At 53.0% G+C, this 15,006-nt stretch carries 16 protein-coding genes and 1 tRNA gene; 13 read left to right on the top strand and 4 right to left on the bottom strand.

Going from position 1 to position 15,006, the window contains the following annotated elements:
- Window positions 1-72: 72 nt before the first annotated feature.
- From pstC to phoB, 5 genes are all read left to right on the top strand, one after another.
- Window positions 73-1,065 carry a phosphate ABC transporter permease subunit PstC gene (pstC, locus tag VRZ32_RS09040; RefSeq protein ID WP_414525413.1) on the top strand — a complete coding sequence of 331 codons (993 nt, stop codon included), beginning with the start codon at window positions 73-75 and terminating at the stop codon, window positions 1,063-1,065.
- 2 nt (window positions 1,066-1,067) lie between these two features.
- Window positions 1,068-1,907: a phosphate ABC transporter permease PstA gene (gene pstA / locus VRZ32_RS09035; RefSeq protein WP_414525412.1), complete on the top strand. Its 840-nt coding sequence runs from the start codon at window positions 1,068-1,070 to the stop codon at window positions 1,905-1,907.
- The gene (pstB, locus tag VRZ32_RS09030) at window positions 1,904-2,713 is read left to right on the top strand and encodes a phosphate ABC transporter ATP-binding protein PstB (RefSeq protein WP_414525411.1); all 810 of its coding nucleotides are present in this window, start codon (window positions 1,904-1,906) and stop codon (window positions 2,711-2,713) included. Before pstA ends, pstB begins: the two co-directional genes overlap by 4 nt.
- Window positions 2,714-2,868: 155 nt before the next feature.
- The gene (phoU, locus tag VRZ32_RS09025; protein ID WP_414525410.1) at window positions 2,869-3,579 is read left to right on the top strand and encodes a phosphate signaling complex protein PhoU; all 711 of its coding nucleotides are present in this window, start codon (window positions 2,869-2,871) and stop codon (window positions 3,577-3,579) included.
- 71 nt (window positions 3,580-3,650) lie between these two features.
- Complete coding sequence (phoB, locus tag VRZ32_RS09020) at window positions 3,651-4,358, top strand: phosphate regulon transcriptional regulator PhoB (protein WP_414525408.1); 708 nt, start codon at window positions 3,651-3,653, stop codon at window positions 4,356-4,358.
- A 633-nt stretch (window positions 4,359-4,991) separates the two neighbouring features.
- On the opposite strand, the gene VRZ32_RS09015 is transcribed toward phoB, so the two are convergent.
- Complete coding sequence (locus VRZ32_RS09015) at window positions 4,992-5,597, bottom strand: GcrA family cell cycle regulator (protein ID WP_414525407.1); 606 nt, start codon at window positions 5,595-5,597, stop codon at window positions 4,992-4,994.
- Between the two features lie 749 nt (window positions 5,598-6,346).
- On the opposite strand from VRZ32_RS09015, the gene VRZ32_RS09010 reads away from it, so the two are divergent.
- From VRZ32_RS09010 to VRZ32_RS08995, 4 genes are read left to right on the top strand one after another with little or no spacing between them, the layout of a single operon-like run.
- Window positions 6,347-7,525, top strand: coding sequence for an aspartate aminotransferase family protein (locus VRZ32_RS09010; RefSeq protein ID WP_414525406.1), 1,179 nt, complete (start codon window positions 6,347-6,349; stop codon window positions 7,523-7,525).
- 27 nt (window positions 7,526-7,552) lie between these two features.
- On the top strand, window positions 7,553-8,539 hold the full coding sequence (gene argF / locus VRZ32_RS09005) for an ornithine carbamoyltransferase (protein WP_414525405.1): 987 nt from the start codon (window positions 7,553-7,555) through the stop codon (window positions 8,537-8,539).
- Complete coding sequence (locus VRZ32_RS09000) at window positions 8,536-9,549, top strand: Hsp33 family molecular chaperone (RefSeq protein ID WP_414525404.1); 1,014 nt, start codon at window positions 8,536-8,538, stop codon at window positions 9,547-9,549. Before argF ends, VRZ32_RS09000 begins: the two co-directional genes overlap by 4 nt.
- Window positions 9,546-9,770 (top strand): alkylphosphonate utilization protein, encoded by a 225-nt coding sequence (locus tag VRZ32_RS08995; RefSeq protein WP_414525403.1) that lies wholly within the window; start codon window positions 9,546-9,548, stop codon window positions 9,768-9,770. The genes VRZ32_RS09000 and VRZ32_RS08995 overlap by 4 nt, the downstream gene beginning before the upstream one ends.
- 277 nt (window positions 9,771-10,047) lie before the next feature.
- Here VRZ32_RS08995 and VRZ32_RS08990 read toward each other — a convergent pair whose 3' ends face one another.
- Window positions 10,048-10,563 carry a group III truncated hemoglobin gene (locus VRZ32_RS08990; RefSeq protein ID WP_414525402.1) on the bottom strand — a complete coding sequence of 172 codons (516 nt, stop codon included), beginning with the start codon at window positions 10,561-10,563 and terminating at the stop codon, window positions 10,048-10,050.
- A gap of 438 nt (window positions 10,564-11,001) precedes the next feature.
- Here VRZ32_RS08990 and VRZ32_RS08985 point away from each other — a divergent pair, with 438 nt between their 5' ends.
- The 3 genes from VRZ32_RS08985 (at window position 11,002) to VRZ32_RS08975 (ending at window position 12,258) form a co-directional block, all read left to right on the top strand.
- Entirely contained in the window at window positions 11,002-11,484 is a 483-nt protein-coding gene (locus VRZ32_RS08985; RefSeq protein WP_414525401.1) for a type III secretion system chaperone, read from the top strand.
- 49 nt (window positions 11,485-11,533) lie between these two features.
- Window positions 11,534-11,794 (top strand): hypothetical protein, encoded by a 261-nt coding sequence (locus VRZ32_RS08980; protein ID WP_414525400.1) that lies wholly within the window; start codon window positions 11,534-11,536, stop codon window positions 11,792-11,794.
- A gap of 248 nt (window positions 11,795-12,042) precedes the next feature.
- Entirely contained in the window at window positions 12,043-12,258 is a 216-nt protein-coding gene (locus tag VRZ32_RS08975; protein WP_414525399.1) for a hypothetical protein, read from the top strand.
- A 72-nt stretch (window positions 12,259-12,330) separates the two neighbouring features.
- Here VRZ32_RS08975 and VRZ32_RS08970 read toward each other — a convergent pair.
- Window positions 12,331-12,414, bottom strand: a tRNA-Leu gene (locus VRZ32_RS08970).
- An 87-nt stretch (window positions 12,415-12,501) separates the two neighbouring features.
- A complete protein-coding gene (locus tag VRZ32_RS08965) occupies window positions 12,502-13,164 on the bottom strand; it encodes an alpha/beta hydrolase (protein ID WP_414525398.1) in 663 nt (220 codons plus the stop codon).
- Window positions 13,165-13,754: 590 nt separating this feature from the next.
- On the opposite strand from VRZ32_RS08965, the gene VRZ32_RS08960 reads away from it, so the two are divergent.
- The gene (locus tag VRZ32_RS08960; RefSeq protein WP_414525397.1) at window positions 13,755-14,975 is read left to right on the top strand and encodes a cysteine desulfurase family protein; all 1,221 of its coding nucleotides are present in this window, start codon (window positions 13,755-13,757) and stop codon (window positions 14,973-14,975) included.
- Window positions 14,976-15,006 lie beyond the last annotated feature (31 nt).

Here is a 15,006-nt window from a genome sequence, read left to right as displayed (position 1 = left end):
CGTCGCTCGCTATTGAGGCAAATCAGGACTGCGGGTCGATGAAAGCTCCTTTCGCACATAGTCAGAGAAGTCATGGCCGACGTTGCAATCAAAGACACGCCTCCTCCTGATGCTGCTGCGCAGAACAGGGCGCGCGCGCTACAGCGGTTCAGGCAGGGTGATGCTTTCTTTTTCCATATGACGCGAACGGCGGCGCTTCTGGTGCTGGCTCTCATGTTCGCTATCATGGTGTCGCTTGCCTATGGTGCATGGCCTGCGTTCAGCCAGTTTGGCCTTGATTTTTTCATCTCGCAATCGTGGGATCCGAACGCTGAAAAGTTCGGCGCACTCGCTACAATTTACGGCACGCTGATGACATCGCTGATTGCGATGCTGATTGCAGTTCCGGTGGGGATCGGCATTGCTGTATTTCTCACCGAGCTATGTCCGCAATCATTGCGCCGCCCCATCGGCATTGCAGTTGAACTGCTCGCAGGCATTCCATCGATCATCTATGGCATTTGGGGCTTCTTTGTCTTTGCGCCCTTCCTGCAGCAAACATTGCAGCCATTCCTGATCTCGTTTTTTGGTCCGGTGCCAATCCTGAATGCGGTATTTGCGGGGCCTCCCTATGGGTTGGGCACGCTGACGGCAGGTCTTATTCTGGCGATTATGGTGCTGCCATTCGTGGCTTCGGTTTCACGTGATGTGTTTGAGACCGTACCATCCGTGATGAAAGAAGCAGCCTATGGCTTGGGTTGCACCACGTGGGAAGTGGTGCGCAATGTCGTTATTCCGCATACCCGCGTGGGCCTCGTCGGCGGTGTCATGCTGGCGCTGGGGCGTGCGCTTGGTGAGACGATGGCGGTGACATTCGTTATCGGTAATGCCAAGCAGATATCGGCTTCAATCCTGCAGCCGGGTACAACAATTTCTGCGACCATCGCGCTTGAATATGCTGAGGCATCGGAAGGGCTCTATCGCTCATCACTGGTTGCGCTTGGCCTTATCCTGTTTGTCATCAGCTTCATTGTGCTGGCAATAGCCCGCTTGATGCTGGCGCGTCTTAATAAAGCGGGAACGTGATCATGGTCTCTTACTCATCTCGCAGACGCAAGAATGCCATCACCATGGGCTTATGCCTGGCTGCAGCATTATTTGGTATCTTGTGGTTAGTGATGATCTTAGGGGTGCTCGTCTGGGAAGGTTTTTCAGGGCTATCCTGGTCCGTCTTTACGGAAATTACGCCAAGTATGGGCAGCGATGGTGGCGGTCTTCTGAATGCGATTGTCGGCTCATTGATGATGACGTTCTTCGCTGTATTGATCGGTACCCCGCTGGGTATTCTCGCAGGTACATATATGGCGGAGTATGGCCGCTATCATCCGCTGACAAGTATTGTGCGTTTTATCAATGATATCCTGCTCTCGGCGCCTTCTATTGTCATTGGCCTCTTCATTTATGAAGTGCTTGTGGCGCCCTTCGGCGGGTTTTCGGGCTGGGCTGGCTCTGCGGCGCTCGCCGTGATCGTTATTCCGGTTGTGGTGCGCACCACTGAAGATATGCTGTTGCTTGTGCCCAGCCAGTTGCGTGAGGCTGCAATGGCGTTAGGGCTGCCGCGCTCGGTTGTGATCCGGCAGGTGGCGTATAAGGCAGCGCTTGCTGGCATGGTGACAGGTGTGCTGCTGGCGGTTGCACGCGTCAGTGGTGAAACGGCTCCGTTGCTGTTTACGGCGCTTAGCAACAACTTCATGTCGACGTCGATGTCTCAGCCGATAGCGAGCCTTCCGGTTGTGATCTACAACTTCACCAAAACGCCCGATGAAAACATGCAGCAACTGGCCTGGACAGGCGCTTTGCTGATCACCTTCACGGTTCTTGCAATGAGCATCACGGCACGCGCCCTTTCGTCGAGGATTAAGAAATGACCAGTCACAGCGTCATACAATCAACGCCGTCGAGCATTTCAGCTGAGTCGCTGACCGAAAAGGTTTTGGTGCGCAATCTCAAATTCTACTACGGCGATAATCTGGCGCTGAAGGGCATCAACCTCCCGCTCTATAACGGGATCGTGACGGCATTCATCGGCCCCTCCGGTTGTGGTAAATCGACACTGCTGCGGGTGCTGAACCGCATGTACGATCTCTATCCCGGCCAGCGTGCGGAAGGTGAGGTGCTGATTGACGGTCAGAACGTGCTCAGTCCCGGTCAGGATCTCAACGCCTTGCGCGCCAAGGTCGGCATGGTATTTCAGAAGCCGACGCCTTTTCCGATGTCGATCTATGATAACATTGCGTTTGGTGTGCGCCTGTATGAAAATCTCAACAAGGCGGATATGGATGAGCGGGTCGAATCCTCGTTGCGCCGCGCCGCCATCTGGAATGAAGTGAAGGATAAGCTGGGCGCTTCCGGCCAGAGTCTTTCCGGCGGTCAGCAACAGCGTCTGTGTATTGCACGTACGGTTGCGGTAAAGCCGGAGGTCATTCTGTTCGATGAGCCATGCTCGGCGCTCGATCCGATTTCCACCTCCAAGGTGGAAGAATTGATCGACGAGTTGAAGGAAGATTATACGATCGCTATTGTCACGCATAACATGCAGCAGGCTGCGCGCGTTTCGCAGTTTACGGCGTTTATGTATCTGGGTGAACTGGTGGAATTTGCGGAAACGACCAAAATTTTCACCACGCCACAGGATAAACGCACGCAGGATTATATTACAGGTCGTTTTGGCTAGCGAAAATCGCATTAAATCTGAAATGCAATTTGGCGCTAGATCATTGTTAGTGCATCAGGTTTATTCAAAAAGCGGTATCCACTTTTTGATTTGATGCAAAGTCTAAGACGCAGGTGGCAAGTGCCTGCACTGTTTCTGTACAGGGGTATTTGGCAATGGCCGAACATATCGTAACTGCTTTTGACGCCGATCTCGAACTCTTGCGTAGCAAGATCGCCGAAATGGGCGGTATCGCCGAAAAAATGCTGGACGATTCCACGCGTGCCCTCGTGCGTCGCGACAGCGCCCTTGCCCAGCAGGTAATCGATGCAGACGTGCGTCTTGATAATCTGCAACGTGAAATTGAAGAGCTTGCTGTTGTCACCATCGCACGGCGCCAGCCGGTGGCAGTGGATCTGCGCGATATCATCTCCGCCATTCGGGTTGCGGGTGATATCGAGCGGATTGGCGATCTGGCAAAAAATACCTCGAAGCGCGTTTTGGCTATCAGCAATGAGTTGCAGCCTGCGAAGATCGTTGGTGGCGTGCAGCACATGAGTGACCTCGTGCAGGCACAGCTGAAAGACGTGCTTGATGCTTATGCCCAGCGCGATGAGAAGAAGGCGCTGGAAGTATGGAACAGCGATGAACGGATCGATGCGCTCTATAACTCGATCTTCCGTGAGCTGCTGACCTATATGATGGAAGACACGCGCAACATTACTTTCTGTACGCATCTTCTTTTCCTGGCCAAGAATATTGAGCGGATCGGCGATCACACGACAAACGTCGCTGAGACAATCTACTTCCTGACCACTGGTGAGACCCTCGCGGCAGAGCGCCCCAAGGGCGATACCACAAGCTTTGCGACAACCGCATCGCTCTGACAAAATACCTTACTTGCATCATGGCAGGCCTTATGATGCATGCTTAACGAGTTTGGCGATGGCACGAGGATATGATGGCAGGACCGCGTATTCTGATCGTTGAAGATGAGGAAGCACTAACGCTGCTCCTTCGTTATAATCTTGAAGCCGAAGGTTATTCTGTCGATAGCGTGGCGCGTGGTGATGATGCCGAAATACGGCTCAGAGAGCAGGCGCCCGATCTCATTCTGCTCGATTGGATGCTGCCGGGTATCTCTGGCATCGAATTGTGCCGCCGTGTGCGTGCGCGTTCTGAGACTGAGCGTCTTCCGATCATCATGCTGACAGCCCGCGGTGAGGAGGGGGAGCGTATTCGCGGCCTTGCTACCGGAGCTGATGATTATGTGGTGAAGCCTTTTTCCGTGCCAGAGCTTCTCGCCCGCGTGCGCGCCCTGCTAAGGCGCGCAAAGCCCAGCCAGGTGGCGACATTGCTGCTGGCAGGCGATATTGAGCTTGATCGTGAAACCCGCCGTGTGCGTCGCAGTGGTCATGAGCTCCATTTGGGCCCGACGGAATTCAAGCTGCTCGAATTTCTGATGCAAAGCCCAGGCCGGGTTTACACCCGCGAGCAATTGCTCAACAGCGTTTGGGGGCATGACGTCTATATCGATGAGCGAACCGTGGATGTGCACGTTGGCCGTCTACGCAAAGCCATCAACACCAAGCGCACCCAGGACCCCATCCGCACCGTACGCGGTGCGGGTTACTCCTTCGATGAAACCTTCTCCAGGATGTATTGATCTTCGCGCCATGGTGGCCTGCAAATGGAGGCTTTCTGCGCTTCCGGTGCTCACGTACTTATGTACGCTGCGCGCCGGTTCTCGAAAACCACCATTTTCGGCTCACCCTGACGCGAAGCTCAACACATCCTGCGTTCGTGTGCTTGCAGCGGTTCCTTTTTAGTGGTCTGCATGTGATGACTGTCTCTGCGCCGTAGGCTCACGTGCTTATGTATGTTGCGAGGCGGTTCTCGATCGCTACCATTTTCGGCTCACCCTGGCGCGAAGCTCAACACATCCTGCGTTCGTGTGCTTGCAGCGGTTCCTTTTTAGTGGTCTGCATGTGATGACTGTCTGTGCGCCATAGGCTCACGTGCTTATGTATGTTGCGAGCCGGTTTTTGATCGCTACCATTTTTGGCTCCCCCTGACACGAAGCTGAGCGCATCCTGCGGTCATGTGCTTGCACGGTTTTATTTGGGGGGCTTGCAAGTGGTGGTTGTCTGTACTGCTGGAGCGATGGCTACTTTGTTTTAACTCATCCTGACGCGATAGTATGCCGCAAATAAAAAGCCGCCTCGGATGCCGGGCGGCTTTTACATTCTTGTAGCTAACTGCAAACACTCGATTAGCAGGTGTTGCCTATGTCACGCAGTTATGCGCGCTTGCGATCGCGGCGGCGTTCCATCACTGGCTGGTAAGCGATGCTCGCGTGGTGTGCGCAATAAGGCATGCCCGTAGACGAACGTGCGCCGCAGAAACGGAAGTTTGGTGATGTCGGATCGCCCACAGGCCAACGGCACATGAACTCACGCAGATCCATAATCGTCACGCGCTCAGACAGCGGTACAACGACGTTATCATGCGCAACAGGAAATTCCCGGATAGCAGGCGCAGCAACAGGCGCTGGAGCAACAGGAGCAGCAGCAAGGGCGGTATTTCCGAACGCAGCTGCAATCGGCCGTGGGGCCGGTGCAGGTGTAGCAACAGATGCTGATGAAGGCGCCGCTTGACGAGCAACCGGTGCCGTTGGCTGAGGCACTGGTGCCGGTGCTTTACGTGGAGCCGGGCGTGCAGTTGTTGCTGCAACAGGCGTCTTCGTGCGTCCCGATAGGCCAAGACGATGCACTTTGCCAATCACTGCATTTCGGCTGACGCCACCAATTTCAGTGGCGATCTGGCTTGCGCTCAGTCCGTCGCCCCAGAGTTTACGCAGTTGCTCAACGCGTTCATCAGTCCAGGTATTGCCAGGATCGCTCATAAATAATGCTCCATCGTGCCGCGCTTCGAACGGAATCCTACATCTCACCGGCAAATGAATGATCGCCAGATGCAACGTTCTACCTAAGAGGAAAACGCCGAGAGGAAGAAGGCCGAACGACATATCGTGGCCATTAAACGGGAAACTACAATATGCCGTGACTCCCCGGCAAGAGTCTTGCGTGCAACAGCGCGCATTTTCCCACAGGAGAGATCGTAAACAAATGTTTGATGTTGCGAAAAAGCCTGTGAATGCAGGCTATTTAATGGCAGTGACGTAAAAAAGTTACTCACAGGCATAAAATCGATACTGGCTGTGTCCTGACTACGCTCATGAAGACAAGTGCCTCATTGACCCGAAAATAGCGTAGCCTAGCGGACGGAACTGCAGTTATCGTGGACTGACGTTGAAACAAAAACTTGCTGTGATGGCAAAATCAACTTGAATGTCACTGCTGGTGCCCTTAAATTGCAGGTGTCGCCGCCCTTAGGGCGGCTTTTTCTGTTGTCCATCTTGCAACTGGGTGTCTGTGCGTGGGCAGCCAGCTTTAAGGGCTGGTGGACAAACGGCGAGGTGGTGCAATGACGTGCGTTAGAGTTGAGGGATCAGCTTGGAATGCAGATTGATTGCATTGCTATCAGATAACGCAAACTGTTTGAGTGCCTTACGTTTCGCCATTCTGGCGCAAAAGCTGCCATGCTGGTCTGCGTATTCCACGTGGGCTACTTTCATGCTTGGAGTATCATACTGTGACGTCGCCAATTCTGCCGACTTATGCGCGGGCCGAGGTTGTTTTTGAAACGGGTGAGGGTGTATGGCTTGTGGCGCGTGACGGCAAGCGATACCTCGATTTGGGCTCGGGCATTGCCGTGAATGCGCTTGGGCATGCCCATCCGCGTCTGGTGGCTGCGCTGACGGCACAGGCTGAGAAACTTTGGCACGTCTCGAACCTGTTCCAGATTCCGCAGGCTGAGCAGCTTGCGCAGCGGCTGGTGGATGCCAGTTTTGCTGATATGGTGTTCTTCACCAATTCAGGTGCTGAGGCGCTTGAGGCTTCGATCAAGATGGCGCGCAAGTACCATGCGGTTAGCGGTCATCCAGAGCGGTTCCGCATTATTACTTTTGAGGGCGCGTTTCACGGACGTACGCTGGCAACGATCGCAGCTGGTGGTCAGGCGAAGCATCTTGAAGGCTTTGGACCTAAGGTTGAAGGCTTCGATCAGGTGCCATTCGGTGATTGGCAGGCGCTTGCTGCTGCCATCACACCAGAGACGGGCGCTATTCTGATTGAGCCCGTGCAGGGCGAAGGCGGCATTCGCTCGGTGTCTCCCAATGATATGCGCCTTCTGCGCCGGATTGCGGACGACAATGGCTTGCTGCTGATCCTTGACGAGGTGCAGAGCGGTGTGGGGCGGACGGGTAAGCTGTTCGCACATGAATGGTCGGGCATCAAGCCGGATATTATTGCGATTGCCAAGGGTATTGGCGGTGGCTTCCCACTGGGCGCATGCTTGGCCACGCGTGAAGCTGCCAAGGGCATGACGCTTGGCACGCACGGCACAACGTTTGGCGGCAACCCGCTGGCGACGGCTGTTGGCAATGCGGTATTGGATGAAATTCTGGCGCCAGGTTTTCTGGATGGCGTGCAGGCAAAGGCCGGTCTTTTACGCCAGCGTCTTGCTCAACTGAAAGACACTTATCCGGATGTCATTGAGGATGTCAGGGGTGAGGGCTTGATGCTGGGCCTCAAATTAAAGGTGCAGAACACTGATTTCGTCAAAACAGCACTCGCACATCAACTTGTGGTGATTGCAGCTAGCGATAACGTTGTGCGTCTTCTGCCGGCGCTGACTATCAGCGAGGCGGAAATCAGCGAAGCATTTGTGCGGCTGAATGACGTTGCAGCCACGCTCAGCGCGCAAAAGTAGACAAGACTAAGTAGAAAGAAACGCAGAATGACTAACGTCAACGCAGCGGCGGGCAAAGGGGTGCGCCACTTTCTCGATCTCACGGATTTCACCGGTGAGCAATTGCGTGCGGTGCTTGATCTGGGTGCGGCTATCAAGGCGCGCCGGGTCAAGGGCGCACGTCAGGCTAACCGTCCGCTGGATGGCAAAGTGCTGGCGATGATTTTTGACAAGCCCTCCACCCGCACGCGTGTGTCATTCGATGTCGGTATCCGTGAGCTGGGCGGCGAGCCGCTGATGCTGACAGGCGCAGAAATGCAATTGGGAAGAGGTGAGTCCATTCCCGATACAGCACGTGTTTTGTCACGCTTTGTTGATGCGATTATGATCCGTATTCTCGATCATGCTGCGATGTTGGAGCTTGCTGAATTTTCGACGGTTCCGGTCATTAATGGTCTTACCAAGCTGTCGCATCCCTGCCAGATTATGGCGGATCTGATGACATTTGAAGAGCATCGTGGCCCTATCAATGGCCGCACGGTAGCGTGGACGGGGGATGCAAATAATGTGCTCACGTCCTGGATTCATGCAGCTGTAAAGTTTGACTTCAAAATAGCGGTCGCGGCACCTGCTGATCTTGGGCCACGCACGGAGTTGTTGAACTGGGCACGTCGTCACGGCAATGAGATTCTGGTGACACAGGATCCGTTTGAGGCAGTAGCGGGCGCGGATGCGGTTATTACTGATTGCTGGGTATCGATGGGCGATGATGATGAACGCTATCGCCATAATCTGCTCCGGCCCTATCAGGTGAATGAAAAATTGATGGCGGCCGCCAATAAAGACGCGATATTTATGCACTGCCTGCCTGCGCATCGCGGTGAAGAAGTAACGGATGCGGTGATGGATGGTCCGCAATCGGTGGTATTCGATGAAGCTGAAAATCGGCTACACGCGCAAAAAGGCGTGATGGCATGGTGCTTGGGTGTTGATATCGCAGATGTTGTCGCACCGCATGGAGGCGCACAACTATGAATGCTCAGGAAAAAAATGTAGCCACGCACGGGGGCGTGGATGACAGCGTATTGCCTTTCGCGGTTGAGGGGTTGGATGTGCGTGGGCGCGTTGTGCGCCTGGGTCATGCGATCGATATGATCCTGGCACGGCATGCATATCCGCCAGCGGTTGCAAGGGTGGTCGGTGAAGCGGCGGCGCTGACGGCGTTATTAGGCTCGGCACTCAAGTTCACCGGACAGTTCCAGCTGCAGACGCGTTCTGACGGTCCGATTGAGATGATCGTGGTGGACTTTGATGCACCAGATCGTCTGCGCGCTTATGCCCGTTTCGATGCGGAGCGTGTACATGCTGCGGAAGCTGCTGGCGATCTATCGACGGGCACATTGCTCGGACGGGGTCATTTGGCGTTAACGGTTGATCAGGGCGCAGATATGGCGCGCTATCAAGGCATCGTCGCCCTGGAAGGGGGCGACTTTGAAGATGTCGCGCATACTTATTTCCAGCAGTCGGAGCAGATTCCAACACGGGTGCGCCTTGCCGTTGGCGAGGAAATCATGGGTGTGGGCGATGCGCGGCGCATGGGCTATCGTGCTGGCGGATTGTTGGTGCAGTTTCTGCCGCAGGCAGCAGGGAACGTTGCTGATGCTCTGCAGGACCAGGGTATCAATGTCGACGAGAACGGCGCCGAGGAGGCAAGTGCCGATGATCGTTGGCAGGAAGCCCATCTGCTGGTCGATACAGTGGAAGATCACGAGCTGATCGACTCAACCGTATCGAGTGAGCGGCTTCTGTTCAGGCTGTTCCACGAGCGCGGAGTGCGGGTATTTGATACCCAGCCCGTGCATGAAGCCTGCCGGTGCGATCAGGAGCGTATCCTGACAATGCTGAAAAGTTTTGATGATGACGACCGCCAGCACATGGTGGGGGATGATGGGCGGATTGGTGTGACGTGCGAGTTCTGCTCACGCCATTATGATATCAATCCGGTGGATGTGGGCGTCAATGTAGAAAAAGGAAATGAGTTATGAGTGACGAAGTTATCGTGAAGGATAGCAATGGAACGAAGCTGTCGGATGGGGATTCCGTCACCCTGATCAAGGATCTGAAGGTGAAGGGCACCTCAGAGACATTGAAACGTGGCACCATGATTAAAAACATCCACCTCAATGGAAATGCTGGTGAAGTGGAAGCAAATACAAAGCAAGTCAGAGGTCTGGTGCTTAAAACCGAGTTTGTGAAGAAGGCTTAAGGTCTACAATATTAAACCAGAATGGATATCATCCTAGGGTTTAATGCAGGCACAGAGAAAGGGCATCGCTGCGGATATTATTTATCGCGCGATGTTCTGGAGCAAGTTGCAGTAAAATATAAAGATTAGAGCGCAATTCTGATTCTTAGCAGAACATCCGCGCTCGAGGTAATGAGAATCAGAAGTTGACTAAGATGGACGCGCAAATTTGAACGAGGCGCTCCTGTTTCTGGCCTCGCTGTCTCAAAAATCATTAAAAACTACACATCCTAAGGACTTATGCCCTCCCTCCTGCCACCTTTCGGGGAGGGGGACTGGTATCTTCGAGCGCAACTTCAGTTGATAATTGCGGATTGATAAAGCGCTCATCGCGTTTAAGTATGGCGCCGTTTTTTGCAGCCACTCCATATTCAAGGCTTTCGGCAATCCGGCGTGCGCGCTCAATGAAGTGCTCAGCGGCTTTTGGCGGGCATACATCTTGCGCCACTTGCATAAAGAGTTTCAGCCAGAGATCAAAATGTCGTGAGTCGATAGGCAGATTCATATGCTTTGGCATCGGTCGCCCATGATACCGACCGCTCATAAGTGCGACAGACGACCAGAAAAGGCGCATTTGGGACAAGTGATTATCCCAATCCGACACATGCGCATTAAAGATTGGGCCGAGCACTGCATCTTCACGTACACGGCCATAAAAGACATCGACGAGATCCGAGATCATCTTGTCGTCTATACCAGTCTGAGCCGTAATCTCAGCAATAATCTGCGCTCTGCGCCCTGCATCTTCTTCCATGAAACACTCCGTGCGCATGCGCGAAAATAAGAGCTTAAATAATTAAGCTTATTACCAACCATTATATTACGGCTCTCGCTTTTCGAGTAGCGCAACAGAGTCGCAGCTGGATTGCGTTTGGCAAGCGTGTTGAAAATATGGCAATTTTGGGCCATCAAGGTGCTAAAAATGGCGGACTGTTGACATATTTCGTTTTTGAGGTAACATTAGAAAATATTAGGTACGCATATTCAAATTTTACCCGTGTGTAGTGTTTAAGAAAATCTTGCTTTCTTGTCAGCATTTAGGAGTGTTGAGTTTTTCTATGCAAAACGAGGTGACATTTATTTCATAATTGTCAGCTGAATCTATTTTGTAATTCCCCATTTCTCGCATATATTAAGCTACTCGCTTGGTAATGAGGGTTTTGGGCTTGAGTTAAAGTTCAGGAGCAGTTTGATGAGCGATGTTCGTGCAGCGGTCTCTTTGGATGCGGAAACGCTTTTGTCGGGTTTTGGAAAGTATATTGGTCTTTCCGGCTTGACCTTTGGCGAACAAGGCTTTGTGGGCTTGATGTTTGATGATCATGCGCTCAACATCCTTTACGATGGATCGCGAGATGCATTTGTAATTTATGGGCCGCTTGGCTCCATCCCAACGAACGATGACGGGTTTTTCCGCCGTTTATCAGCAGAATGCCACTATTCCGTATTTAACGGAGAAGGAGCGCTGACGGTTGATGAGCAGCACGGTCAGATCGTATGGTCAGACATTGTGCCGCTTAGTGATCTGACGCAGGAGCGTTTTCAGGAAAAACTGAGGGCTGCTGTAGATCAAATTGAATTCTTGAAGGGGTCGTTGTTTGAAGCGCTCTCTCGCGGCGATCATGATCGCGTTGTTATCTCAAACGTAACAGGTGAGGAAGCATTTGTGCGAATTTGAGTTCTGATTATATCATCGTGGCGATGTATATATTTGAAGAGGTGTATTCATGTCGAGCATTAGTGGCAATTCAACTGCGAATACGATTGGTTCTGTTCAGATGCAGACGGGCAATAACGTCGCATCGTCTGGTAGTGGGCAGGTTTGGGGGCGGAATGTTACAGTTGCATCTGGGACATCGCCAGTGCTTGCTAAGTCTACTCTCCCTAAGGGCATTAGTGATGGGGGTACGAGTTTAGCTGATCGGACCGTAGCGCAGCATTCCACCCCTTCAACTCCACCGTTTTCTCCATCACGGCTAGCGCGATAGCATCTCGATTCAGGCCAATTATTGAAATTGATAGGCTTGAAGCAATGGATGTTTCTGGAAAGCATCATTACTTTTAGCTGGCGCTTTGGTGAGGTCAGGCAGAGTGTTCTTTGCCTGACCTTTGTGCATTTTGCTGCGACAATGCATCCTCTTGCTAGAGACCGTCATTTAAGCAATCTCAATTTCTGTAAGTAGCAACAGGGGCTGGATATCCTGGCTATACAAGCTGTTGCTGTAAGGAAAATGCGATGTTGCTCAGGTTTGCCTATTCCTTGCCCTTGTTGGGCTGGTTATTGCGAGATGCCGTTCGCGGAGGGTTGTCGGCCAAGCTGTGGTTTACAGCCAATCTGGGAATGATCTGGCTTTTGTTGATTGTTCTGTTCGGCTATCCTGCTTTTATAATTGCAGCAATTGCCATGGCTTTGGGCATGTTAATAATTCTGGTATTGCTCACTGCAGGATGAGCTTCTCGCTTCCATCCTGCAGGTGCAGGTTGCAGCCAACCGATAGTTCAACGGAAATGTTGTTCTATAATATGGTGCGGACGGCGGGACTCGAACCCGCAAGCCAGAGGCGTGGCATTTTAAGTGCCATGCGTATACCAATTCCGCCACGTCCGCATCTGATGTGCACGGTACAATATCCTGCACCGAGCCTTTAGGCATTCGTCAATCTGCCGAACGCCTAAGGTTATCATGCATTATTTGTCACGCATTTTCTTCGGATGCAACAGGGCCCAGGCGTTTATCAAGGTATGAATCCACAGTTGCGATCAATGGCTCGACCTGACCATCGAAAAAGTGGTTCGCGCCAGGAATGATTGCATGCTCGATCAGGATGCCTTTTTGCGTCTTCACCTTCTCGATGACGCTAATCACTTCCCGCAGGGGGGCAACACGATCCTGCTCGCCGTGAATGAACAGGCCCGATGAAGGGCATGGTGCCAGGAACGAGAAATCATAACGGTTTGCCATCGCTGCAATTGACAGGAAGCCCTCGACCTCTGGCCGGCGCATCAGCAATTGCATGCCGATCCATGCGCCAAAGGAGACGCCTGCGATCCAGCAATTGCGCGCTTCCGGGTTTACGGACTGCACCCAATCAAGCGCTGCAGCTGCATCCGACAACTCGCCTGCACCATGGTCAAAATTGCCTTGAGAGCGGCCAACGCCACGAAAATTGAACCTTAATGCCGAGAAACCACGCTTCACGAACGTGTAATACAGATTGTAAACAATCTGGTTGTTCATTGTGCCGCCGAACTGTGGGTGCGGGTGCAGGATGAGTGCAATCGGCGCGCCCCTTTCCTTGGCAGGATGATAACGTCCCTCTATGCGACCGGATGGACCGGAAAAAATGATCTCAGGCATCTAACACCATATATAGCAGTTTGCGTTCAGTGTGATCTCAAACTGAACGTAAGTTGCGGAAAATTATAGAATTTAGAGCAGATTGCAGCATGGCTTATATTTAAGCAACAATGCAACTACTCTGACGATGCGTAATGCAGCTTACGCATTAGTAAAGAAACGAAGTGCCACAGCTTCTGCATCCAATTGCTGCCGCAAAGGCCCATATATTATGGCGAGTGGGCAGATAAGGGACTGTCGAAGTGATGGGCATGACAGCTTGGCCTTTAGTGCGCGTTGCTCTATTTAATTTTAGCAGTTACAGCATCAGCCACATGGATTGAATGCCAAAGCAAAAATTTGAAGCGACAACGCATTAGTCGCCAGAATATGCATTACAGAGACTGGTGTTTTGCTACATTAGTTCCTGAATGATTATTCTGACATAACGTTACGTGACATATCATGCAGTCTCTGTACCACAATGGTGGGGGGGAAAAGCAAGCATATTGCGACAACGGATTGGGAGGGCATGGTTGAAATGGTTACGCAAGCGTGCATCCGTGCAAATATGTCTGTGCCTGTATTGAAGCTGCAAGAGAGCTGATCGAATGACGAGAGCGCGAGTTTATCTCGATTTCAATGCAACGGCCCCTTTGCGCCCTGAGGTGCTGGCCGCCATGACGCAGGCGCTTGCGCAATGCGGTAACCCGTCATCGGTGCACACGGAAGGCCGTGCGGCTCATAAGCGGATTGAGGATGCGCGCGCGCAAGTCGCGGCGCTTGTTGGTGCGCGGGCCGAAGATGTCATCTTTACCGCTGGCGGCTCCGAGGCCAATACAATGGCATTGACGCCGCTTGTGCGGCTTACCGGTGCTTGCTCTATCAACGGTTGTAAGGTTGAAGCGTCGCGCCCGATAACGCGACTTTTTATTGGCGCGACAGAGCATCCCAGCGTGCTGGCGGGAGGAGGGTTCGCGTCCGAGTATATTGAGCGCATTCCCGTAGATCAGGCAGGTGTGCTGCAGCTTGAATGGCTTGCTGATAGGCTGGCCTCATTTGTGCAGAATGAGCCTGAGGCGTCGTTCCTTGTCAGCGTGCAGATGGCGAACAGCGAAACAGGGGTGCTGCAACCCATCAGAGAGATTGCAGCGCTTGTGCACAATGCAGGCGGGATAATCCATACGGATGCTGTGCAGGTGGCCGGACGTATCGCGATCGATATCGGGGAGCTTGGTGTTGATATGCTGACGCTGTCGGCGCACAAGCTCGGCGGGCCGCAAGGTGTTGGTGCGCTTATACTTGCAGCCCATGGGGTGGACCTTGGCGCGCCGCTTGTGCGTGGCGGTGGACAGGAGCGAGGACGACGCGCTGGTACAGAGAATGTTGCAGGCATTGCAGGCTTTGGCGTGGCCGCAGAGCTTGCATTGAACGACATCAACGCGTATCCAGCGCGCTTATATTCGTTGCGTGATGGATTCGAACAACGATTGTTTGCTATGTTACCGCAAGCAGTATTGTTTGGTGGGGAAGCGCCTCGTCTTGGTAATACCAGTGCCTTTGCGGTGCCGGGGCTAAAGGCGGAAACGATGCTGATGGCGCTTGATCTCGCTGGTGTCGCGGTTTCCTCCGGATCGGCCTGTTCTTCCGGCAAGGTTCGGCGCTCGCATGTGCTTGAAGCCATGTCGGTGGCGCCAGATGTGGCGGAAGGAGCGTTAAGGGTCAGTTTTGGCTGGTCCTCATGCGAGAGCGATGTTGAATTTTTCGTGACGGCTTTGGAAAAAGCCGTTGGCATGCTTATATCCCGTCAGAAAGGTCGCCATGCGGCTTGACGTGATGCGTGCCATAACAACCCGCAGTCCT

It is taken from the genome of Pseudochelatococcus sp. G4_1912, assembly GCF_047501465.1.
Taxonomy (GTDB): Bacteria; Pseudomonadota; Alphaproteobacteria; order Rhizobiales; family Beijerinckiaceae; genus Pseudochelatococcus.
Note: the sequence above shows the minus strand (reverse complement) of the source record. Positions and strands in the feature narration are given on the sequence as shown.